This is a genomic window from Aeromonas molluscorum 848 (genome assembly GCF_000388115.1).
GTDB lineage: Bacteria > Pseudomonadota > Gammaproteobacteria > Enterobacterales > Aeromonadaceae > Aeromonas > Aeromonas molluscorum.
Window position 1 is genome coordinate 1 of record NZ_AQGQ01000059.1, and the last position, 21,565, is coordinate 21,565.

The window sequence follows — 21,565 nt, forward strand, 5'->3', positions numbered from 1 at the left end:
GCAGTCTGCAGGTGGCGCGGCTCGAACAGTCGCAGTGCGAGCTTGCGCCGGCAGTATGTGGACGTAGGGAACAGTGCAGTGTGTGTTATTCATGTCCTTCTCCGTTGATTCATGCTTGGAGGAGTAATGCAGCGACCGTGCCAGACCATGAAAAAAGCCACCCTGGGGTGGCTTCATTGTGCTCAGTGGCGCTGTTCCAGATACATCACGGCAGCCTCGACCCGGCTCTGTGCCTCGAGTTTCTTGAGCAGGCTCTTGACGTGCACCTTGACGGTGCCCTCCGAGATATGGAGCACCGAGGCAACCTGCTTGTTGGAGAGGCCCTTTGCAATTTCGCGCAGGATTTGCATTTCGCGACGCGTCAGGCTCTCGAGTTTCTGCTGCAGATGATCCAGCTCGTAGATGTTTTCCAGATAAGGGCGCAGCGGCTCGCTCAGGATCTGCTGTCCCGTCATCACGTCGCTTAGCTGGGCCAGCAGGGTGTCGGGCTCAGTGTCCTTGAGCAGGTAACCATCGGCACCTGCCTTGAGCAGGGCGACCACGTCCTGACGGGCATCGGAAACCGTCAGGATCACCACGCGGGAGGTGATCTCCTCGGCGCGCAGTGCCTTGAGGGTATCCAGACCGGAGAGACCCTTCATGTTGAGGTCCAGCAAAATCAGGTCGGGTTCGGCCTCCTTGGCCATGGCGACGGCGTCACTGCCGTTGGAGGCCTCGCCGCACACGATCATGTTCTCTTCCAGCGCCAGGAGTTGCACTATCCCCTTGCGCATCAGGGGGTGATCATCGACCACCAGAACTGTGTATTTTATCTCGTCCATCAGGCATCTCTTGTTAGGCTGGTGGGAAAGGTCAGGTGCACTCGGGTGCCCTTGGGGTGAAGATCGCTGATAGCCAGCACACCATGCAGCTTGCTGGCCCGCTCGTCCATGATGCTGAGGCCATAGTGGTTGATGGCTGAACGGGCATGGCCTATACCGACACCGTCATCGGTGATTTGCACCTGAATGTTACCATCGGCAAGGGTCTCACAGCTAACATCAATCAGTTGCGCGTTGGCATGTTTGATAGCGTTGAGGACGGCTTCGCGGATGAGCTGCAGTATGTGGATGTGTTGGCCCGCTTCCAGATCCGTATCGGACAGGCCGTAATGGAGCTGGATCTTGGCCTGAGTCTGTGGCTTGAGTTGTTCCAGCATGACGTGGATTGCCTCGCCCAGATTGGCATCACCGATGCTGAGTCTGAAGGTGCCGAGCAGTTCGCGCAGTTGGGTGTAAGCGTTGCTGAGCCCTTCGTCTATCTGCTCCATGGCTGCCTGTGTCTTGTCGTTGTCCCCCTTGCTGAAGGCTCGCTTGAGCAAGGTAGACTGGATTTTCAAGTAGGAGAGAGCCTGGGCAAGGGAGTCGTGCAACTCGCGGGCGATGACGGCGCGCTCTTCCATCAGCAGCAAGCGCTGTTGCTGCAAGAGGGTCTGATCCTTGTGCAGGACCTGGGCCAGCAGCATGGAAAAGTTCTTCATCAACCGCTCATCTATGGAATGGGGACTGATGATGTCGAGGCGGCCAAACTCCCTGTCATCCATCTGCAAATAGAAGCTCACCACGGCCTCGAGATCCCCGGGCCAGCCACTGCGTCCGGTCAGGTAGACCGGCATGGCATTGTGCTCGAAACGGGTCAGGCGTATGTGCGCTATCTGCTGATGGGCGGCGGCCCGGTCGAGCAGCTTTTGCAAGGTGTGGCCACTTAGAGGGGCGGCGTGCAGTTTCTGGGCCGTGGTATAGAGGAAGGAGAGGGTGTCGTTGGCCTGCTGCAGCTTGGCGGTTTTCTCTTCGACCTTGCTCTCCAGATCCCGGTAGAGCTTGCCCAGCTCGGTGGCCATGGTGCCAAAAGCGTCGGACAACTCCCCCAACTCGTTATCGCAGTGGGGGGGCAGGGTGAGGTCGAATTCACGCCGCTGGATCTGGCGGGCACAATAGACCAGCTGGTTGAGGGGCGCCACGACCTGCTGGCGAGTGAAGCGTACCGTGAACCAGGCGATGGTGATGATGGAGATGAGTCCTAGCCCCTCGGCCAGGGCCAGCATGCGTACCTTGAACTCGACGTGGTACTGCATCTGGTTGACGAAATCATCGATGGCGGCGACGAACTGTTCCGTGTTGTCTATGTAGCGCTGGGGAGTTGACTGCTCGATGTGGCTGCGCATCAACTGCCATTGGCGCAACACCTCGCCATAGGTAAGGCGCAGGGCCGCCGGGGTTATCCAGCGCTGGGTCTCTTGCAGTTCCCGGGCATTGAGCGTCTGTTCGAACTGATCCAGCCGCTTGAGGGCAGGCTGCCCCTGACCAATCTCATAGGCCATGCGATAGGCCTGCATGCGCAAGGATCCGGATAGATTGATGGCCTTGGCATCGGGCACCGAGTAGAAGAGGGTGACCATGGCCACCAGGGCGATCAGGCTCGCCATAAACAGGATCAGCATCATGGAGCGGCCTATGGCGCTACTGACCGAATGAACCCTGAACCATTGCCTCATGTTGCCTCTGCGCCGCTGAAATACCCCATAAGTTGCGTGGGAGTGTACTCCAACTTGTGCTAGCATCGAAAAACTAGATGAACTCCGAGCATTTTCGCCTAAGTCTTTGGATAAGGGGAAAATTGCCGACAGCTGATATGCGCGCTGTAAGGGTCAGGAAAGAAATGCCCTGGCCTCCCGTATTTGGAAAGGTGTTTATGTTGCCACTTGAAGATGGTTTTTCCCGTCGCTTTTACTATTTGCGCCTGTCGGTCACCGACGTGTGCAATTTTCGTTGTACCTATTGCCTGCCGGACGGCTATCGCCCCGATGGCCGCAAGTCCTTTCTCTCTGTCGATGAAATCCGCCGGGTAGTGTCCGGTTTTGCTGCCATGGGCACCCGCAAGGTGCGTCTGACTGGTGGTGAACCCTCCCTGCGCCGCGATTTTACCGAGATCATCGAGACGGTGGCGGCTACACCGGGCATCGACAAGATAGCCATGACGACCAATGGCTACCGACTCAAGGAGCGGGCCGCCGAATGGCGCGCCGCCGGGCTGACCGCGCTCAATGTCAGTGTCGACAGTCTGGATCCCCGTCAGTTCCACCAGATCACAGGTGAAAACAAGCTGGCTGAGGTCATGGATGGGATAGAGGCTGCGCTCCATGCCGGCTTTCCCTCGGTCAAGGTCAATGCCGTGTTGCTCAGGGGGCTCAATGATGGCCAGCTTGCCGAGTTCTTGGCCTGGATCCGGGACAAGCCCATCGAGCTGCGCTTCATCGAACTGATGCAAACAGGGGAGATGGATAGCCTGTTTCGTGACCGTCACGTCAGCGGCGAGCAGATAAAGACTCACCTGCTTGAGCAGGGCTGGCTGCAGCAGTTGCGAGGGCTGGATGACGGCCCGGCGCAAGTGTTTCAGCACTCGGGTTCACGGGGCAGCATCGGGCTCATCATGCCTTACAGCAAGGATTTCTGCGCCGGTTGCAACCGGCTGCGGGTCTCTTCCGTCGGCAAGTTGCACCTGTGCCTGTTTGGCGAAAATGGCGTCGAGCTGCGGGATCTCTTGCATGCCGACCTGCAGCAGGATGCGCTGATCCAGCGCATTCGAGTCGCGCTGCTTGGCAAGGCGGCGACCCATCACCTCCACGAGGGCAATGCCGGCATGACCCCTCATCTCGCCTCCATCGGCGGGTAAGTTTCAAACAAGACTGCTCCCCCAACCTGCTTGCCTATTAGGGGGTATCCTGACGGATACCCCCCTGCCTATTTGCGTCAAGGGATTGATCCAGCGCAATAATCCCCCCTGTTTATCCCCCTGGTGGTATATCGCTAACCTTGTTGAGTCCGCAAAATAGGCCCACTATTAGAATAGGTATTACAGATGCCATTCTTGATTTAGCCTGTTCAGGCCAGGTTTTCCGGGGTTCACAAGGAGTGGATATGTCCGATGAGGTCAAGCTGTCACGCCGACACCTGCTGCGCGGTCGCTTCAAGGCGGTGACACCTGCTGCCCAGTTGCCCTGGTCACTGCCCTGGCCCGCCTTTGTCGCCGATTGTAGTCGTTGTGGCGATTGCCTCACCGCTTGTCCCGAACAGATCATCATCAAAGGGGATGGCGGCTTTCCTGAACTCGACTTTACTCGTGGTGAATGCAGCTTCTGTGGCGACTGTGTGAGCGCCTGCAGTGAGCAGCTGTTTCGCCCGACGGATCAATCCCCCTGGGACTATATTGCCCAGATAGCCGATAGCTGCCTGGCCAATCAGCAGGTCTATTGCCAGCGCTGTCAGGACAGCTGCGAGGCGAGGGCGATCCGGTTTATTCCCATGCTCGGTCGGGTGCCGACCCCGAGTGTGGATGCGGCGCTTTGCACCGGGTGTGGCACCTGTGTCGCAGACTGCCCGGTCGGCAGTATCAAGGTGGCCAGCCCGGCCGCGAAGGAGCATGAATGAAACCGGATCCAGTCGATCTCTCTGCGGAGCAGGAATACCACGTCTCCAGCCTGGTGGTATTGACTCAGCCGCCATTGCGTCACCGGCTTGCCGAGCAGATTGGCGCCCTCGAAGGGGCCGAGGTGCATGTGGTCAGTGAGGAGGGCAAGTTGGTTGTCACCCTGGAGGGGCCAAGTCAGCGTCCCATCATGGCGGCCATAGACGCTATCAATGGAATGCCGGGGGTACTCTCCGCAGGCCTCATCTACCATCAGTTCGATAATAACGATAAGCAATGTGAGGAAATGTCATGAAGCTGAGTCGACGCGACTTTATGAAGGCCAACGCGGTCGCAGCCGCGGCGGCCGTGGCCGGTGTCAGTGCGCCCGCCCTGGCGGCCAACCTGATCACCAGTACCGACCAGACTGCCATCAAGTGGGACAAGGCGCCCTGCCGCTTCTGCGGCACAGGGTGTTCCGTGCTGGTGGGTTCCCAGGCGGGGCGCGTAGTGGCGACTCAGGGCGATCCTGAGGCCCCGGTCAACCGCGGTCTTAACTGCATCAAGGGCTATTTCCTCTCCAAGATTATGTATGGCGAGGACAGGCTGACCCAGCCTCTGCTACGCATGACCAATGGCAAGTTTGACAAGAATGGTGAGTTCGCCCCCATCAGCTGGGATCAGGCGTTCGACATCATGGCCGAGAAATTCAAGGCGACCCTCAAAGAGAAGGGCCCGACCGCGGTTGGCATGTTTGGCTCGGGCCAATGGACCGTATGGGAAGGCTACGCAGCCGCCAAGCTGATGAAGGCGGGTTTCCGCTCCAACAATTTGGATCCTAACGCCCGTCACTGCATGGCATCGGCGGTGGTCGGTTTCATGCGTACCTTCGGCATGGATGAACCCATGGGCTGTTACGATGACATCGAACAGGCCGACGCCTTCGTGCTCTGGGGCTCCAACATGGCCGAGATGCACCCTATCCTCTGGTCACGGATCTCGGATCGCCGCCTCTCCCATCAAGAGGTGCAGGTCCATGTGCTCTCCACCTTCGAACACCGCAGCTTCGAGCTGGCCGACAACGGCATGGTGTTCACGCCCCAGACCGACCTGGCGATCCTCAACTACATCGCCAACTACATCATCCAGAATGACAAGGTGAACTGGGAGTTCGTCAACAAGCATACCCAGTTCCGCAAGGGGGTCACCGACATAGGCTACGGCTTGCGTCCGACTCATCCGACCCAGCAAAAAGCCAAGAACCCGGATAGCGGTGACTCCACCCCCATGAGTTTCGAGGACTTTGCCAAGTTCGTGGCGGATTACGACGTCGACTCTGTGGCCAAGCTTTCCGGCGTGCCCAAGGAGAAGCTGGAAAAACTGGCCCAGATCTATGCCGACCCAAGCAAGAAAGTGGTCTCTTACTGGACCATGGGCTTCAACCAGCACAGCCGTGGCGTCTGGGCCAACAACCTCTGCTACAACATTCACCTGCTGACCGGCAAGATCTCCACCCCGGGCAGTGGCCCTTTCTCTCTGACCGGCCAGCCCTCCGCCTGCGGTACGGCGCGGGAAGTGGGCACCTTCGCCCATCGTCTGCCTGCCGACATGGTGGTCACAGACCCCAAACACCGCGCCATTGCCGAGAAAATCTGGAAGCTGCCCGAAGGTACCATCCCGGAGAAAGTGGGCTATCACGCCGTGCTGCAGAGTCGCATGCTCAAGGATGGCAAGCTCAATGCCTACTGGGTGATGTGCAACAACAACATGCAGGCTGGCCCCAACATGAACGAAGAGGGGCTGCCCGGTTATCGCAACCCGGCCAACTTCATCGTGGTGTCAGATCCGTACCCGACAGTGACGGCCCAGGCCGCCGATCTCATCCTGCCCACCGCCATGTGGGTGGAGAAGGAGGGCGCCTATGGCAACGCCGAACGCCGCACCCAGTTCTGGCATCAGCAAGTCAAGGCGCCAGAAGGGGCCAAGTCGGATCTGTGGCAGCTGATGGAGTTCGCCAAGCGCTTCACCGTGGAAGAGGTCTGGCCGGCGGAGCTTATCGCCAAGCAACCCGAGCTCAAAGGCAAGACCCTCTATGAAGTGCTTTATCGCAATGGTCAGGTCGATCAGTTCCCGAAAGCGCAGAGCAAGGGGGATCTCAACGACGAGGCAGAGCACTTCGGTTTCTATGTGCAAAAGGGCCTGTTTGAAGAGTATGCCTCCTTCGGGCGCGGCCACGGTCATGACTTGGCGCCCTTTGACCGCTACCACGAAGAGCGCGGCCTGCGCTGGCCCGTGGTCGATGGCAAGGAGACCCTGTGGCGCTATCGCGAAGGCTTCGACCCTTATGTGAAGGCGGGGAGGGGGTGAACTTCTACGGCAAGCCCGATGGTCGTGCGGTGATCTTCGCGCTGCCTTATGAAGCGGCTGCCGAGTCTCCGGACCAGGAGTTCGATCTCTGGCTCTCCACCGGCCGCGTGCTGGAACACTGGCACACCGGTACCATGACCCGCCGGGTTCCCGAGCTCTACCGCGCCTTCCCGGATGCCGTGCTCTTCATGCACCCGGAAGATGCCAAGGCTCGTGGGGTACGTCGGGGCGAGGAGGTGATCGTCTCCTCCCGCCGCGGCGAGGTGAAGACCCGGGTCGAGACCCGTGGTCGCAACCGCCCACCCAGGGGACTGGTGTTCATGCCCTTCTTCGATGCGAGCCAGCTGGTCAACAAGTTGACCCTGGATGCGACGGATCCGCTCTCCAAAGAGACGGATTACAAGAAGTGTGCGGTCAAGGTCGCCAAGGCCTGAGGCAACAGGCATTGATGAGCACCCGGTTGCCGGGTGACGCTCGCTTGCTACCCAAGGGCCTGCCCGGCGCGGGTCCTTGCGGATAATATGTTCGGAGAACAAATAATGAAGAAGCTGATTGGAGCAATGTTGGCCTGCCTGATGGCGGGGAGTCTGATGGCTGCCGAGGCACCACAGATCACCACGGATAATGGCGGCGTCAAGTCACTGCGCAACAGTGCGGATCTCGCCATCGAGGCCCCGGCCGCCCAGATGAAGAACTTTCGCAAGGATGGCGATCTCTATACCCGCCAGTACATGCATCAGCCACCACTGATCCCCCATGACATCCGCAACTACGAGATAGATCAAAAGGTCAACAAGTGCCTGGCCTGCCATAGCTTCAAGAATGCCACTGCCATGAAGGCGCCCAAGATAAGTCCGACCCATTTCGAGTCGCGAGATGGTCTGACACTGGGTGAGGTGTCACCCCGCCGCTACTTCTGCTTGCAGTGCCATGTACCGCAGACCGATGCCAAGCCACTGGTGGGCAATACCTTCAAGCCGGTCGACGCGCTGAACTGAGGAAACCATAGATGAAACGATCTGATGTTGTGCAGCGGCGATGGATCACCCTCAAGTCATTCTCGAACGACGCACTGAACTAAGGAGTCAGTAGATGAAATTACCCGGTTTTGTGCAGCGGATCTGGACCACCTTCAAGTCGCCTTCGAAGGCGGCACTCTGGGTGTTGCTGATGATGGGCTTTTTTGGCGGCGTCATATTCTGGGGCGGCTTCAACACCGCCATGGAGGCCTCCAACACCGAGAAGTTCTGCACCGGCTGTCACGAGATGAAAGACAACGTCTTCGTCGAGTATCGTGACACCATCCACTACGCCAACCGTTCCGGTGTGCGGGCCAGTTGCCCCGATTGCCACGTTCCTCACGAGTGGACCTACAAGATCATTCGCAAGGTACAGGCATCCAAGGAGCTGTGGGGCATGTTGACCGGCAAGGTGGATACCCGCGAGAAGTTCGAGTCTCACCGCCGGGAGATGGCGGAGCGGGAGTGGAAGCGGATGAAAGACACGGATTCGAGGGAGTGCCGCAACTGTCACAACTTCGAATACATGGACTTCTCATTGCAAGGACGGCGCGCCGCTCAGATGCACTCCACCAACCTGGCCAGTGGCGAGAATACCTGCGTCGATTGCCACAAGGGGATTGCGCACCAGTTGCCCGACATGAAAGGGGTCAAGGGATTCTGATCCGCACTCCCTCGCAATACAGGCCGGGTTAACCTGGCCTGTATTGCCCAAGGTGGGCATGGCGATGAGATTCATGAGCCTATTCCCCCACACCCCGACAACTTTTGGTAGAATCCATTCCCAGTGAGGATATTGCCAATCAGATTCAAATGGCTGGCCCTGCCCCTGGCTGGCATATCGAAAGCATCCCACCCCTCTTCTCCTCGTACTCGATGATTTACAGGAATTGTTCAATGGCACCACACATCAGCGAATTCATTCCCCTCAACATTGCCGTACTGACGGTGTCCGACAGCCGCGGCGCCGCCGACGACAGCTCGGGGGATTACCTGGCATCAGCACTGACTCAAGCGGGACACAAGCTGGTGGATCGGGCGCTGTGCGCCGACAATCTGTTCCGCGTGCGGGCTCAGGTCAGCCAGTGGATCGTGGATGACAATGTGCAGGTTGTGCTGATCAACGGTGGCACCGGCTTCAATGAGCAGAACCGGGTCCCTGAGGCGGTAGGGGTGCTGTTTGAACGCACAGTGCAAGGTTTTGGCGAGATGTTCCGTCAGCTCTCGTTTGCCGAGATCAAAGGCTCCGCCATGCAGAGTCGCGCCCTGGCCGGGCTCGCCAATCGCACCCTTATCTGCTGCTTGCCCGGATCCACCGGTGCCTGCCAACTGGGCTGGGAGAAGCTTATCCGGGATCAGCTCGATGTCCGCACCCGGCCATGCAACTTCGCGACCCAGCTGATCAGATAGTCCGCGATACCCATTTCTTTCCGGGGCGGTGTACCGCTCCATCCGTGACGAGTAACAGCCAATGAGTTTGACCCATCTCAACCAAAGCGGCGAAGCCCACATGGTGGATGTGACCGACAAGCAGGTCACTGAACGTGAAGCCCGCGCCGAAGCATTTGTGACCATGGCCCCCGCGACTCTGGCGCTGATCCTGAGCGGTCAGCACCACAAGGGTGATGTTTTTGCCACCGCGCGCATCGCCGGCATCATGGCGGCCAAGAAGACCGCCGATCTCATTCCGCTCTGCCATCCGCTGGCGCTCACCAAGGTGGAGGTAGAGATTGTCCCCCAGCCCGAGGACAATAGGGTCCATGTTCGCACCCTCTGCAAATTGTCCGGCAAGACAGGGGTCGAGATGGAGGCGCTGACCGCCGCCTCGGTGGCTGCGCTCACCATCTATGACATGTGCAAGGCGCTGCAAAAGGACATGGTGATCGAGCAAGTCAGACTGGTTGAAAAGAGAGGCGGCAAGTCCGGCCACTTCAAGCTGGGGTCGGATGCAGGAGACAAGGCATGATCAAGGTTCTGTTTTTTGCCCAAGTCCGGGAGCTGGTGGCCTGCGACGAGCTCAGCCTGCCGTGTGACCATGCCACCGCCGATGCGCTGCGCATTGCATTGAGTGAGCGCGGCGACAAATGGGCGCTGGCATTGGAGGAGGGCAAGCTGCTGGTGGCGGTAAACCAGACGCTAGTACCGCTCACCACCGTGCTCAATGATGGCGACGAAGTGGCCTTCTTCCCCCCCGTGACCGGAGGCTGACCATGTCTCACTCTATGGATGAACAGGTGCCTCAGCCCGCCAATCGTATCCTGATACAGCGGGAGGATTTCTGTTTGGCGGACGAATATGCCCGGCTTGCCACCCGCCCCGACAGTGGCGCCATCGTCACCTTCGTTGGCAAGGTGCGCGACTTCAATCAGGGGGAGGAGGTCAAGGGACTGGCCCTCGAGCACTATCCCGGCATGACCGAGAAGGCACTGGCCGATATCGTCGCACAGGCGCGCGGCCGCTGGCCATTGCAGGAGTGCACCCTGATCCATCGTATCGGTGAGCTGCGGCTCGGCGATCAGATCGTCTTGGTCGGGGTGAGCAGCGCCCACAGGGATGCGGCCTTCGATGCCTGCCACTTCATCATGGATTTTCTCAAAACCCGGGCGCCGTTCTGGAAAAAGGAGCTGATCGCCGAGGGGGTTCAACGCTGGGTCGAGGCCAAGGAGAGCGACAACGACGCCGCTTCCCGCTGGTAAAGCAAGCGGACGCAAGGGGAGTGCGTTCCATGACGGAATGCCCCCGTCTTTGGGGCTGGCAGAGACCGGCTCTCGGTGTAATCACAGGAGTAAGGGAATGAAACAGCTGTTATCCGTGTTGTTAGTGGGCGCGTGCGCCGGTGTGCTATACAGCGGTGAGGTGCAGGCCGATGAGGTCAAAGTTGCCGTGGCCGCGAACTTCAAGAGCACCATCGAGCGCATAGGAAAGGACTTTACCGCCAAGACGGGTCACAGCGTCGTCATCAGCTCGGCCGCCACGGGCGTGCTCTACACCCAGATAACCCACGGAGCCCCGTTTGACCTCTTTCTCTCCGCCGATGTGGCCACCCCGGACAAGCTGGAGAAAGAGGGCAAGGGCAGTGAGCGTTTCACCTATGCCATCGGTCAACTCGGGCTCTGGCAAAAAGGTGGCCCGGCGCCTGATGAGGCTGCCTTGCGCAGCTGGAAGGGGAATCTTGCCATCGCCAACCCGCGTACCGCACCCTACGGCGCGGCGGCCATGGCGACCCTTGAGCAGCTCAACATCGATCCCAAGCAGTACCGTCTGCTGACCGGCGCCAACATCAGCCAGACCTGGCAGTTCGTCGATACCGGCAATGCCGAGTTGGGCTTTGTGGCCTGGGCCAATCTGGTGGAAGCCGGTAAAACCGGCGAAGCCTGGGCTGTGCCAAATGCACTCTATCCTGCCATCGAACAGCAGGGATTGATCCTGAAGAAGGGAGCCGCGGTCGATGCCCTGGTGGCCTGGCTGAAGGGCCCGGGGCAGAGTGCCATCCAAGACGCGGGCTACGCCCTGCCTTGATGGCATTGTCGGGTCCACTCTTGCATCACAGCTGGCCGGCCCAGAGGGCCAACCCGCGATCACGATAAGGATGCAAAATATGCTGTTGCGCGAACCAGGCCGGAAGTCCATCCATGAGTGACGGGGATCTGCTGGCCGTCTGGCTCACCCTGAAGCTGGCCGCCTGTACCACAGGCATCTTGCTGCTGCTGTCGCCACCGCTTGCCTGGTGGCTTTCCCGCAGCCGGCATCGGCTGCGCCCGCTGGTGGAGGCGCTGGTGGCACTGCCACTGGTGCTGCCGCCAACGGTACTCGGCTTCTATCTGCTGCTCGCCTTCTCGCCCTCATACGGCGTCGGTGCCTGGTGGCGAGATACTTTCGGTACGCCCCTTGCGTTCAGTTTCCTCGGCTTGTTGTTTGCCTCCATTCTCTACTCGCTCCCCTTCGTGGTGCAACCGCTCACCTCCGCCTTCGTCAACATGGGCAACAAGGAGCTTGAGGCGGCCGCCACTCTGGGGCTCGGCCCCCTTGAGCGCTTTTTCCACATCATATTGCCGATGACGCTGCCCAGCTTCGTGATGGCCGCGGCACTGGGCTTTGCCCATACCCTGGGGGAGTTTGGCGTGGTGCTGATGATTGGCGGCAACATACCGGGGGAGACCCAGGTCCTCTCCATCGCCCTGTTCGATCACGTGGAGGCGATGGATTACCAGCATGCTCATATCCTTGCGGGAGGGCTGATGGGCTTCTCTCTCATCATGCTGGTGCTGGTTTATGGCGTATTGCAGCGTCGGCAGCGGAGACTGTTTGGATGAGTCAGCATCTAGAAAGCCATCAACGGTGGTGTGACGAGTTGTATGCCCGACCCTGCGCGCTGGCATCCTGGTTATGGGAAGCATGGCTGTGTCCTCAGTGGCGGTTATGCCAATGAGCCTTCATATCAAGGCCCGTCGTGAGTTCGGGGCCTTCATCCTGGATTGCGATCTGGCTCTGCCGCTGGGGGGCATTCTGGGGCTCTTTGGCCCTTCTGGTTGTGGTAAAAGCACCCTGTTGCGCATCGTGGCCGGGCTGGATCGTGCCCCCCAGGATCGACTGCACTGGCAGGGGCGGGAGTGGGCGAGTTTGTTGCCCGAGTTACGCCGTATCGGCATGGTATTTCAGGACTCGAGACTCTTTCCCCATATGACGGTGCTGGCCAACTTGCAACTGGCGGCACGCAAGGGAAAGGGGCGCTGGCAACCCGAGGCGCTGGCTGCGCGGCTCGGTTTTAGCGAGCTGCTAGGGCAGCCAGCCCACGGGCTCTCTGGTGGCCAACGTCAGCGGGTGGCACTGGGGCGTGCCTTGCTGGCCGAACCCGGCTTGCTGCTGCTCGATGAACCCTTCTCGGCGCTGGACAGGCGCAGCCGCATTCATCAAGTCCATGTGCTCAAGGGGTTACAGCAAGAGAGTGGCATCCCTATGGTCTTCGTCAGCCACGCCATGGAGGAGGTGAGCCTGCTCTGTGACCACCTGGTGCTGCTGGCAGCGGGGCGAGTGGAAGCCCAGGGGCGGCCCGGCGAGATCTTCGCACGCACCGACTTGTCCCTTGCCAGCCGCGACGATGTGAGCGTCATGCTCGATGCCACCTTGGCCCATTATGATATTGCCGAGCAGATGGCGAGCCTGCAGCTGGGCGAGCAGTTGCTGAGGGTCACCATGGACCATGCCCCCGATGAGAGTGGCCCCTTGCAGATCAAGGTGGCGGGGCGGGATTTGGTGATCGCCACCGCGCCCATCGAACACTCCAGCCTCTCCAACTGCCTAAACACCCGTTTGCTGGCGATGCGCGAGGTGCGGCCAGGGCAGACGCTGTTGCAGTTGGCGCTGGGGGAGCAGATACTGCTGGCCCGGATCACCAGCCGTTCGGCACAGCGCTTGGGTCTGGCGGAGGGTCAGCAAATATACGCCTATATCAAGGCGGTGAGCCTGGTCGGGGAGGGGTGAAGGCTATGGGGCCTCAATGGTGCGGCCAAGAGGCTACCCTTTGGCTTTGTTGTCACCCTTTATCCCCCTTGCCGCTGGTAAGGGGGGAAAGCTCGGCAACCCTTCAGGAGCGCTAACATGTCAGTTGCTCGATGGTGGTGCTGGCTTGCTCTATCCCTCCACCCATCGGGAGAGGGCTCGGGGCTTGGAACAGAGAGTTTGGGGAAAATGGATGCGTCGCAATCAAATCATGAAGTCTCAGGGGCTGGCCTGGCGTAGTGCCGGGGAGGGCCCTTTGCTGCTCTTGCTCCATGGCTTGGGGTCGTCCAGTCTGGACTGGCAGGCCCAGCTCGAGCATTTCTCCGACGATTATCGGGTGGTGGCTATTGATCTGCGTGGCCATGGCCAGAGCCTGCAAGAGGGGCCCTTTGATGTGGCGAGCCTGGCGGCGGACGTGGTGCGCTGGCTCGATGAGCAAGCCGAACCTGCCTGGATAGTGGGGCTGTCGCTCGGTGCCATGGTGGCACTGGAACTTGCCTTGCAACTGCCGGAAAAGGTGCGGGGACTGGTGTTGATCAATGGCGTTAGCGAGTTTCTGCTGGATAATCCTAAAGATCAGGATCGCCATGCTCTGCGCTTAAAATGGTTGCGCTGGTTTGGCATGCGCCCCCTCGCCTGGTGGTTGGGGCGGGAGCTGTTCCCAGGCCCGGAGCTTGCCCAGATGCGCCGTACTTTCCGGCAACGCTTCTGCCGTAATCGCAAGAAGGTCTACAAGGCCCTGCTCGGCGCCATCCCTGGCTGGTCGGTGCGGGCCAGACTCGGTGCCATCTGGCAGCCAGTGGCCATCATCTCCACGGCCCAGGATTACCTGCCATTGGCCAAGCGGGTCGAACAGTTTGCCGCCCTCCCCAATGCAACAGTGCACACCCCCCAGGGCCATCACGCCTGGCCTGCAGAAGACCCTGCCGAATTCAATCGCCTGTTGCAACGCATCCTCTCCTCCCATTGAGGCACATGCAGACATGAAAAAGCCGAACCTCACTGGTTCGGCTTTTTCATGTCTGCGCGCTGTCGGTATTGGTCGAGCCATCAGGGGCGTGAACAGATCGGGCAATCTGGCCGCTTGGGCAATTTCAGCTCGCGAAAACCACCGGACAGACCATCGATGACTAGCAGACGGCCGCTGTAGCTTTTACCCATGCCGGCGAGCAGCTTGATGGCTTCGAGGGCCTGCAGGCTGCCCACCAGGCCGACCATGGGCGCCAGCACCCCCGCCTCGACGCATGTCAGCCCTTGCTCGCCAAACAGTGAACTGAGACAGGCGTAGCAGGGTTCATCGGCTTGCCAGCTGAAGCTGCAGACTTGCCCCTCCAGCCGGATGGCGGCGCCGGAGACCAGCGGTACCCCATGAAGGCGGGCACGCTGGTTGAGCAGATTGCGCACGGCGACGTTGTCAGTGCAGTCGAGCACCAACTGATGTTCGGGCAGCAGGGCATCGAGCAGTACCTTGTCGGCCAGGGTGGCGTGGGTCTCTACCTTGAGCCAGGGGTTGAGGGCGCGCAGGCTCATTGCCGCCGAGTCGACCTTGTATTGACCGATGCGAGCATCTGAGTGCAGTACCTGGCGTTGCAGATTGGAGAGCTCCACCTTGTCAAAATCCACCAGGGTCAGCTGGCCCGCACCAGCCACCCCGAGATACTGGGCGGCGGCGCAGCCCAGTCCCCCTGCACCTATCACCAGCACCTTGGCCTGTTTGAGCGCCTCTTGTCCCTCGAAATCGAAGGCCTTCAGGATTATCTGGCGGTTGTAGCGCAGCAGTTCGGCATCACAGAGGATCTCGCTCACAGCAGCAGGCCCGTGAAGGGTTCGACGGTGACGGTCTCCCCGGCCATTACCTTGCCTCGCTCCTGTTCCAGCACTATGTAGCAGTTGGCCCGGGACAGTGAGCTGAACACGCCGGAGTCCTGGGAGCCGGTGCTGCGCACCTCCGGACCGTTCTGGCCCAGGCTCAGGATGCCTCGCTGGAAGTCGAGCCGCCCCGGCGATTTTTTCAACGGCTCAGTGGTGGTGGCACAGAGGCGCAGGGGCGGGGTCCAGCGTTGCCCGGCCAGCTTGGCCAGTGCCGGTTGCACCAGCTGATCGAAGGTGACCATGGCTGAGACGGGATTGCCCGGCAGACCGAAGAACCAGGCGTTTGGCAGACGACCGAAGGCAAAGGGCTTGCCCGGCTTGATGGCGAGTTTCCAGAAACCGATCTCGCCAAGCTCCTCCAGCAATTGCTTGGTGAAGTCTGCCTCGCCGACCGAGACGCCACCTGTGGTTATCAGAGCATCGGCTTCCTGCTCGGCTTTGAGGAAGGCGGCACGCAGCTGGGCCGGGTCGTCGGGGATGATGCCCAGATCCAGACAAGCTATGCCCATGCGCTCGAGCATGGCCCTGACGCCGTAGCGGTTGGAGTCATAGATGTCGCCGTGGGCCAGAGGTGTCCCCACCGGTTTGAGCTCGTCACCTGTGCTGAAGATGGCGACCTTGAGCGGACGGCGTACCTCGAGAGTGGCGATGCCGAGGGAGGCCAGCAATGGCAGTTCCCGGGGGGTGAGTCGAGTGCCTGTTCCCAGTACGCTTGCGCCCTCTGTGATGTCCTCGCCACGGCGGCGTATGTTCTGACCCGGCATGGGTTGGCTCAGAAAAGTGACCTTGTCACCCTCGGCCTTAGTCTCTTCCTGCATCACCACGGCATCTGTACCAAGGGGGATGGGCGCCCCTGTCATGATGCGCACGCATTGGCCAGCGGGCCAGTCACCCTCATAGGGTTGACCGGCGAAGGCCTTGCCTGCCAGCATGAGCGGCTGACCGGCGGCGAGATCGGCCAGGCGCACGGCGTAGCCGTCCATGGCGGAATTATCGAACGGAGGCACAGACAGAGGAGAGAGAATATCGTCGGCCAGTATCCGACCTAGCGCCAGGGGCAGGGGAACGGACTCGGCCTCACAGCAGCAATCGAGCCGTTCCAGCATGCTCGCCAGGGCATCGTTTAGGGGAAGTAGGGCTGCGCTATCAAATCCCATTGTCATGACCTCTTGGTAAGGGAAACTGGGTTATGGGGGGATTATCCCAAAATCCCCCCCGAATGGGCAGGCGATTAGGGCAGTAAAATACCTCGTATTAACATAAAGTCAGGGCATGGGCGTGCGGGTGACTTGAATTATGACGTCAATCGCCGTTTACTATGCCGCCACAAACCCTGTGGGCCATAATATTCCCTCTGTGTGGGAGAGAGACAAGATGATGAGCTTAAGCCAGGAAGCCATGCTGGTCAGAGCGGCCCTCGAGGCCGAAGGACTGGAGACCCCCTTGGTCGCCAACTCCTTGAGCAACCAGCAGAAAAAGGAAAGTATCGAGGGCCACATGCGTGCCATCATGGAGACGCTTGGCCTGGATTTGGCCGATGATAGCCTGGCCGAGACTCCCCATCGCATCGCCAAGATGTATGTGAACGAGATTTTTTCCGGCCTCGACTACACCAGCTTCCCCAAGGTGACCGTCATCGAGAACAAGATGAAGGTGGACGAGATGATCATGGTCAAGGACATCAGCTTGACCAGCACCTGCGAGCACCACTTCGTCACCATCGATGGTCTTGCCCATGTTGCCTACATACCCCGTGGCAAGGTGATTGGCCTGTCGAAGATCAACCGCATCGTGCAGTTCTTCGCCCGCCGCCCTCAGGTACAAGAGCGCCTGACCCAGCAGATATTGCTGGCACTGCAGACGCTGCTAGGTACCAAGGACGTGGCCATCAGCATTGCCGCCACCCACTACTGCGTGAAGGCGCGTGGCGTGATGGATTCAACCTCTTATACCACCACCACCTCCCTTGGCGGCGTCTTCAAGACCCAGCCAGATACCCGCGCCGAGTTCCTGGCCGGTCTCAAACGTTAAGTGGCACGGCATGCCCGTCGGCATGCCTCTCTTCCCCTTTACCCCCTTCATTGTTCCGCACACTGCGGCGTTCCCCTTATGTCAATCAGCGTTAAGGTATTGGCCGTTCTGGTCGATATAGCCAGCATGGGCCTTGACTGCCTTGCATCTGATCCCCTTGGGGAGTCTGGGCGGGGAAAGGCGGCATACCTGTTTGCGTCAGGTCATGGAGCGTTGCGCAGCCAAGGATGAGTGACCAGGGAGTGTGGTCGAGAGGAGAGATGCCAGGAGGGCGTAAACCGGACTAACCCAACTGTTTTCCACATCCAGGACACACCATGAAGACCAGTACCATGACGATAGGCAAGAAGCTCACTGCCAGCTTTGCCGTGCTCGGCTTGATGGTCGCCTTTATCGGCGGCTTTGCTCTTGTCCAGTTTGGCAACATGAATGATGTTGCCATCCGCTTTACCGACAGCATCCTCCCTGCCGTGAATCGAACCAGTGCGATTGGTGATTCCATCAGCGAGCTGCGCCGTTATGAGCTGGGCTACTTCGTGGTTGCCGCTGACCCGCAGAAAAGAGCTCACTATCGTGACATCTCCGACAGCAATCTCAGCAAGGTCTCGCAGCAAATCGCAGCGAATGACAAGACCATCTGGGCTGAGGATGTGGCCGAACGCCGCACTTTCGACACGGTCAAATCGGACTGGGATCGTTATGCGGCGCTTTACCAGCGCGTCAAGCAGCTGCAAGACAGCAATCAGATGGCCGACGCCCAACGCATCTTTCTGGCAGAAGGGATCCCGCTCTATACCGCGCTCAATAAATCGGTCGCCGATCTCATCCAGATCAACCATGGCTATGCCAGCGATTCTCGTGCGGACGTTGTTGCCTCTTACAAGTCAGCCAATCTGAGCGTGACCATTGCCTTGGGTATTGCAATGGTGCTGGTGGTCGTGCTCTCTGTGGTGCTGACTCGCCAGATCCGCGATCCACTCATCATGCTGGTGCGTCAGGCGCAACGCATCGCCAGTGGCGATCTGGGCAAGGGCGAACTGCAAACCTGGATCCAGGACAAGCGCTTCAACCGGGATGAACTGGGCCAGCTTGGTTCTGCCATCAACCAGATGCAGGGGGCGTTGGCGAACCTGGTGAGCGAGATATCCAGCTCGGTCAGTCAGCTCAGCAGTGCGGTGGAAGAGGTGAGTGCCATCTCCGAACAATCCGCCAGCGGCATGGCTCGCCAGCAGAACGAAGTCTCCCAGGTGGCAACCGCCATGAACGAGATGCAATCCACCGTCGTTGAGGTGGCACGCAACACCACGGATGCCATGAGCGCCGCCAAGGGGGCCTCGCGCACCTCGGCCGAGGGCAGCCAGGTGGTGCGCAGCGCCATCGGCAGCATCGAAGAGGTGTCGGTCAAAATTGAACAGGCTGGCGCCGTGGTGGCGCAGTTGGAGGCCGACAGCGCCAACATCAGCATGGTGCTGGACGTCATTCGCGACATCGCCGGCCAGACCAACCTGCTGGCGCTCAATGCGGCCATCGAAGCGGCCCGGGCCGGCGAACAAGGCCGTGGCTTTGCGGTGGTGGCCGACGAGGTACGCTCCCTGGCCCAGCGCACTCAGGATTCCACTGCCGAGATAAGCAAGATGATCGAATTGCTGCAAAGCCGCGCCGCCGAGGCGGGCAATGCCATGCAGCTTAGTCGTCATCAGATGCAATCGAGTGTCGGTCTGGCACGGGATGCGGGCACCAGCATAGACATCATCAATGGCGCAGTGACCGAGATAAGCGACATGAATACCCTGATCGCCACCGCGACCGAAGAGCAAAATGCGGTGACCGAGGAGCTTAACCGCAACATAGTCAACATCCACAATGCCGCCGACGAGAATGCCCTGGGCGCTCAGCAGACGGCCCAGGCTTGTGTCGAGCTGAGCAAGCTGGCCACCTCCCTGCATCATATGACCCAGCGTTTCACCCTCTAATCCCTGATGGCACTTTTCAGCAACAAGGCCCCGTTCATTGGCGGGGCCTTGTTGTTTGCCCGGCTTGCAATACAGCTTGTGGCGCCCTGATGGATGCCTTGAGCACGCCTTATGCCAAGACTCGATAGATTCTGTTTGGTGTGATTTTATCGCTGCGGCATGCAAATGTTCGAATTCGCTCACAAAACGGTGATTAATTTAAGCCGTGCTGGTTACCGTTGCTGCCGCAACCCCTTATGATCCCTGATTCTTTGCCCAGGAGGCGTCGCTTTCGTTATGTTTCGTTCAATCAAACACCAGGTTATGTTCTTTGCCGGTTGCATCTTGCTGGCCACTGTCCTCAGCGTCGTGGGTTACAGCTATCTGTCACTGGCCAGCTTGCAGGAGAAGATCCAGCAGGAGAGCCATACCAGTGCCCGGCAGCAGGCCAGCCAGTGGTTGCTGACTCTGGCGGATGGTCAGGCGAACGAGGTGGCGCGCTCCTTCGAGCTGGCGCTGGATGCAGGAGAAACCCTGGCGGCGCTGCTGGCGGGCAATGTCCAGCAGCCTGAGCCCCTGAACCGGGACGAGGTCACGGCCCTGCTCAAGGACATTGGCGATCGCAACCCGGATTTTCTCAGCATCTACAGCGGCTGGGAGGCCAACCGCTTCGACGGCCAGGATGAAAGCCATGTCGACAATGGCCGGCACAGCCAGGCTTCTGGCAACTTCGCCCCCTATTGGAGCCGTGGTCCCGCAGGCTTTAGCTTGAAGCCTCTGGGCGATTTCTATAGCAAGACACCGAGCGAGACCGGGATCCGGGCCTCCGAATGGTATCTGTGCCCGCAGCAGAACAAAGCCACCTGCGCAGTCGACCCCTCGGTCTATCAGGTCAACGGTCAACCGACGCTGCTCACCTCCTTCGTCGTCCCAGTGCTCAACGGGGATCAATACCTGGGCATGGTGGGGATCGACTACTCGCTCAACTATCTGCAGCAGATCGCCCTCAACATCAGTCAGCGGGTGTTCGATGGTCAGGGGAGGGTGCGTATCATCAGCCCCATGGGCATCATTGCCGCCGACTCGCGTGACGGAAGCGGCATAGGTCGTCGAGTGCAGGACCCGATCCTGCTGGCCCAGCAGCAAGCAGGCCAGGCCGGCAGCGAGGAGAGTGGCGACCAGTTGAACGTCTTCGCACCCATCAGGCTCAACAAGGTCAAGCAGGCCTGGGGGATTGCCATCGAGGTACCCAACAGTGCCCTCTACGCCGAGTATGAGCTGATGGCGCAGGCGCGGGCCCAGGCCTTTGGCAAGGGCATTTGGACTCAGTTGATGGTAGGTATGCTGGTGGCGGGGGTGGGATTGCTCTGCCTCGCGTTTGCGGCGGGTTCCATCTCAAGGCCGGTGCAGGAGACGGCTCGCATGGTGGCACGCCTCTCCAGTGCCGGTGGCGATTTGACCCAGCGATTGCGCCAGGACAGACGCGACGAGACGGGGGCCTTGGCCGAGGGGATCAATCAGTTTGTCGCCACAGTGCAAGGCATAGTGACCGATACCGCCGCCAGTGTGCAGGAGTTGCAGCAGGCGGCCGCGAGTTCGGCCCGCCAGGCCCAGCAGGGCCTGAACAACAGTCGCCATCAGCTCGAGCAGGTCGAATTGGTGGCTGCCGCCATCCACGAGATGTCCTCCACGGCGGATTCGGTCGCCAGCAGCGCCCAGATCACGGCCCAGGCGGTGGACGAAACCCGTCAGGCCGTGCACAAGGGCCAACAGGTGGTAAGTGCCTCGGCCAACGGCATTCGTCAACTGAGTGGGCAGGTGGAGGAGGTGTCGGAGAAGATCACCGCCTTGCAGCAACAGGGGGTGCAGATTGGCACCATTTTGGATGTGATCCGCAACATCTCCGAGCAGACCAACCTGCTGGCGCTCAATGCGGCCATCGAAGCGGCCCGGGCTGGTGAACAGGGGCGTGGCTTTGCGGTGGTGGCCGACGAGGTGCGTACCCTGGCATCCAGGACGCAAGCCTCGACCCAGGAGATACAGCAGATGATCAACAGCTTGCGGGAGACCACCAGTGCGGCCGTTGGCACCATGGCCGAGGGGCGCCACCTCAGCTCGCTGGCCTTGCAAGATGCCGAGCAGGCGGTGCAGGAGCTGGCGACCATAGTGGTGGCGGCGGACCGGATTCAGGACATGGCGGCCCAGATAGCCAGCGCCGCCGAGCAGCAGTCCAAGGTGAGCGAGGAGATAAGCCTCAATGTCAGCAGCATTCATGAGGTGGCGACGGCCGGGGCCCAGGTGGCCAGGGAGCAGGACGCCCAGAGTCGGCAGATGCACGGCCTGACCGAGGCGGTGATGACCAAGCTGGGGCGTTTCCACTAC

Annotated in this window: 20 protein-coding genes, 1 pseudogene and 1 riboswitch; of the genes and pseudogenes, 17 read left to right on the forward strand and 4 right to left on the reverse strand. The window is 60.0% G+C overall.

Features of this window, described 5'->3' with window-relative positions; genetic code table 11:
- Window positions 1–182: 182 nt before the first annotated feature.
- Both narL and narQ read right to left on the reverse strand, forming a co-directional pair.
- Entirely contained in the window at window positions 183–821 is a 639-nt protein-coding gene (gene narL, locus G113_RS10060) for a two-component system response regulator NarL (protein WP_005900393.1), read from the reverse strand.
- A complete protein-coding gene (narQ, locus tag G113_RS10065; RefSeq protein WP_040319106.1) occupies window positions 821–2,533 on the reverse strand; it encodes a nitrate/nitrite two-component system sensor histidine kinase NarQ in 1,713 nt (570 codons plus the stop codon). Before narQ ends, narL begins: the two co-directional genes overlap by 1 nt.
- Window positions 2,534–2,603: 70 nt before the next feature.
- Window positions 2,604–2,743: riboswitch (molybdenum cofactor riboswitch) on the forward strand.
- Here narQ and moaA point away from each other — a divergent pair.
- From moaA to G113_RS10135, 14 genes and pseudogenes are all read left to right on the forward strand, one after another.
- Entirely contained in the window at window positions 2,731–3,711 is a 981-nt protein-coding gene (gene moaA / locus G113_RS10070) for a GTP 3',8-cyclase MoaA (protein WP_005900396.1), read from the forward strand. Its footprint overlaps the riboswitch before it by 13 nt.
- Window positions 3,712–3,956: 245 nt before the next feature.
- A complete protein-coding gene (gene napF, locus G113_RS10075; RefSeq protein WP_005900398.1) occupies window positions 3,957–4,466 on the forward strand; it encodes a ferredoxin-type protein NapF in 510 nt (169 codons plus the stop codon).
- Complete coding sequence (locus tag G113_RS10080) at window positions 4,463–4,759, forward strand: chaperone NapD (protein WP_005900400.1); 297 nt, start codon at window positions 4,463–4,465, stop codon at window positions 4,757–4,759. The genes napF and G113_RS10080 overlap by 4 nt, the downstream gene beginning before the upstream one ends.
- Window positions 4,756–7,244 (forward strand): annotated as a pseudogene (gene napA, locus G113_RS10085) (nitrate reductase catalytic subunit NapA). The gene G113_RS10080 and the pseudogene napA overlap by 4 nt, the downstream one beginning before the upstream one ends.
- Window positions 7,245–7,349: 105 nt before the next feature.
- Window positions 7,350–7,808, forward strand: coding sequence for a nitrate reductase cytochrome c-type subunit (locus G113_RS10090; RefSeq protein ID WP_040319107.1), 459 nt, complete (start codon window positions 7,350–7,352; stop codon window positions 7,806–7,808).
- 94 nt (window positions 7,809–7,902) lie between these two features.
- Window positions 7,903–8,493, forward strand: a complete 591-nt coding sequence (locus tag G113_RS10095; protein ID WP_005900403.1) for a cytochrome c3 family protein — start codon at window positions 7,903–7,905, stop codon at window positions 8,491–8,493.
- Window positions 8,494–8,726: 233 nt separating this feature from the next.
- Window positions 8,727–9,239: a molybdenum cofactor biosynthesis protein B gene (moaB, locus tag G113_RS10100; RefSeq protein WP_005900405.1), complete on the forward strand. Its 513-nt coding sequence runs from the start codon at window positions 8,727–8,729 to the stop codon at window positions 9,237–9,239.
- 61 nt (window positions 9,240–9,300) lie between these two features.
- Window positions 9,301–9,795 carry a cyclic pyranopterin monophosphate synthase MoaC gene (moaC, locus tag G113_RS10105; protein ID WP_005900406.1) on the forward strand — a complete coding sequence of 165 codons (495 nt, stop codon included), beginning with the start codon at window positions 9,301–9,303 and terminating at the stop codon, window positions 9,793–9,795.
- Entirely contained in the window at window positions 9,792–10,037 is a 246-nt protein-coding gene (gene moaD, locus G113_RS10110) for a molybdopterin synthase sulfur carrier subunit (RefSeq protein WP_005900408.1), read from the forward strand. Before moaC ends, moaD begins: the two co-directional genes overlap by 4 nt.
- A gap of 14 nt (window positions 10,038–10,051) precedes the next feature.
- Window positions 10,052–10,525, forward strand: coding sequence for a molybdopterin synthase catalytic subunit MoaE (gene moaE / locus G113_RS10115; RefSeq protein WP_005900411.1), 474 nt, complete (start codon window positions 10,052–10,054; stop codon window positions 10,523–10,525).
- 97 nt (window positions 10,526–10,622) lie between these two features.
- Window positions 10,623–11,348 carry a molybdate ABC transporter substrate-binding protein gene (modA, locus tag G113_RS10120; RefSeq protein WP_005900413.1) on the forward strand — a complete coding sequence of 242 codons (726 nt, stop codon included), beginning with the start codon at window positions 10,623–10,625 and terminating at the stop codon, window positions 11,346–11,348.
- Window positions 11,349–11,461: 113 nt separating this feature from the next.
- The gene (modB, locus tag G113_RS10125) at window positions 11,462–12,142 is read left to right on the forward strand and encodes a molybdate ABC transporter permease subunit (RefSeq protein WP_005900415.1); all 681 of its coding nucleotides are present in this window, start codon (window positions 11,462–11,464) and stop codon (window positions 12,140–12,142) included.
- A 112-nt stretch (window positions 12,143–12,254) separates the two neighbouring features.
- The gene (modC, locus tag G113_RS10130; protein WP_005900417.1) at window positions 12,255–13,310 is read left to right on the forward strand and encodes a molybdenum ABC transporter ATP-binding protein; all 1,056 of its coding nucleotides are present in this window, start codon (window positions 12,255–12,257) and stop codon (window positions 13,308–13,310) included.
- Between the two features lie 211 nt (window positions 13,311–13,521).
- Complete coding sequence (locus tag G113_RS10135; protein WP_005900419.1) at window positions 13,522–14,298, forward strand: alpha/beta fold hydrolase; 777 nt, start codon at window positions 13,522–13,524, stop codon at window positions 14,296–14,298.
- A gap of 80 nt (window positions 14,299–14,378) precedes the next feature.
- On the opposite strand, the gene G113_RS10140 is transcribed toward G113_RS10135, so the two are convergent.
- Together G113_RS10140 and moeA are read right to left on the reverse strand one after the other, a co-directional pair.
- A complete protein-coding gene (locus G113_RS10140) occupies window positions 14,379–15,134 on the reverse strand; it encodes a molybdopterin-synthase adenylyltransferase MoeB (protein ID WP_005900421.1) in 756 nt (251 codons plus the stop codon).
- Window positions 15,131–16,357, reverse strand: a complete 1,227-nt coding sequence (gene moeA, locus G113_RS10145; protein WP_005900425.1) for a molybdopterin molybdotransferase MoeA — start codon at window positions 16,355–16,357, stop codon at window positions 15,131–15,133. The genes G113_RS10140 and moeA overlap by 4 nt, the downstream gene beginning before the upstream one ends.
- 217 nt (window positions 16,358–16,574) lie before the next feature.
- Between moeA and folE the strand changes: the two genes are divergently transcribed.
- From folE to G113_RS10160, 3 genes are all read left to right on the forward strand, one after another.
- A complete protein-coding gene (gene folE / locus G113_RS10150) occupies window positions 16,575–17,231 on the forward strand; it encodes a GTP cyclohydrolase I FolE (protein WP_040319108.1) in 657 nt (218 codons plus the stop codon).
- Between the two features lie 317 nt (window positions 17,232–17,548).
- Window positions 17,549–19,204 carry a methyl-accepting chemotaxis protein gene (locus G113_RS10155; protein WP_005900429.1) on the forward strand — a complete coding sequence of 552 codons (1,656 nt, stop codon included), beginning with the start codon at window positions 17,549–17,551 and terminating at the stop codon, window positions 19,202–19,204.
- 276 nt (window positions 19,205–19,480) lie between these two features.
- Window positions 19,481–21,565: methyl-accepting chemotaxis protein (locus G113_RS10160; RefSeq protein WP_005900431.1), on the forward strand; the 2,085-nt coding region annotated here is incomplete at its 3' end.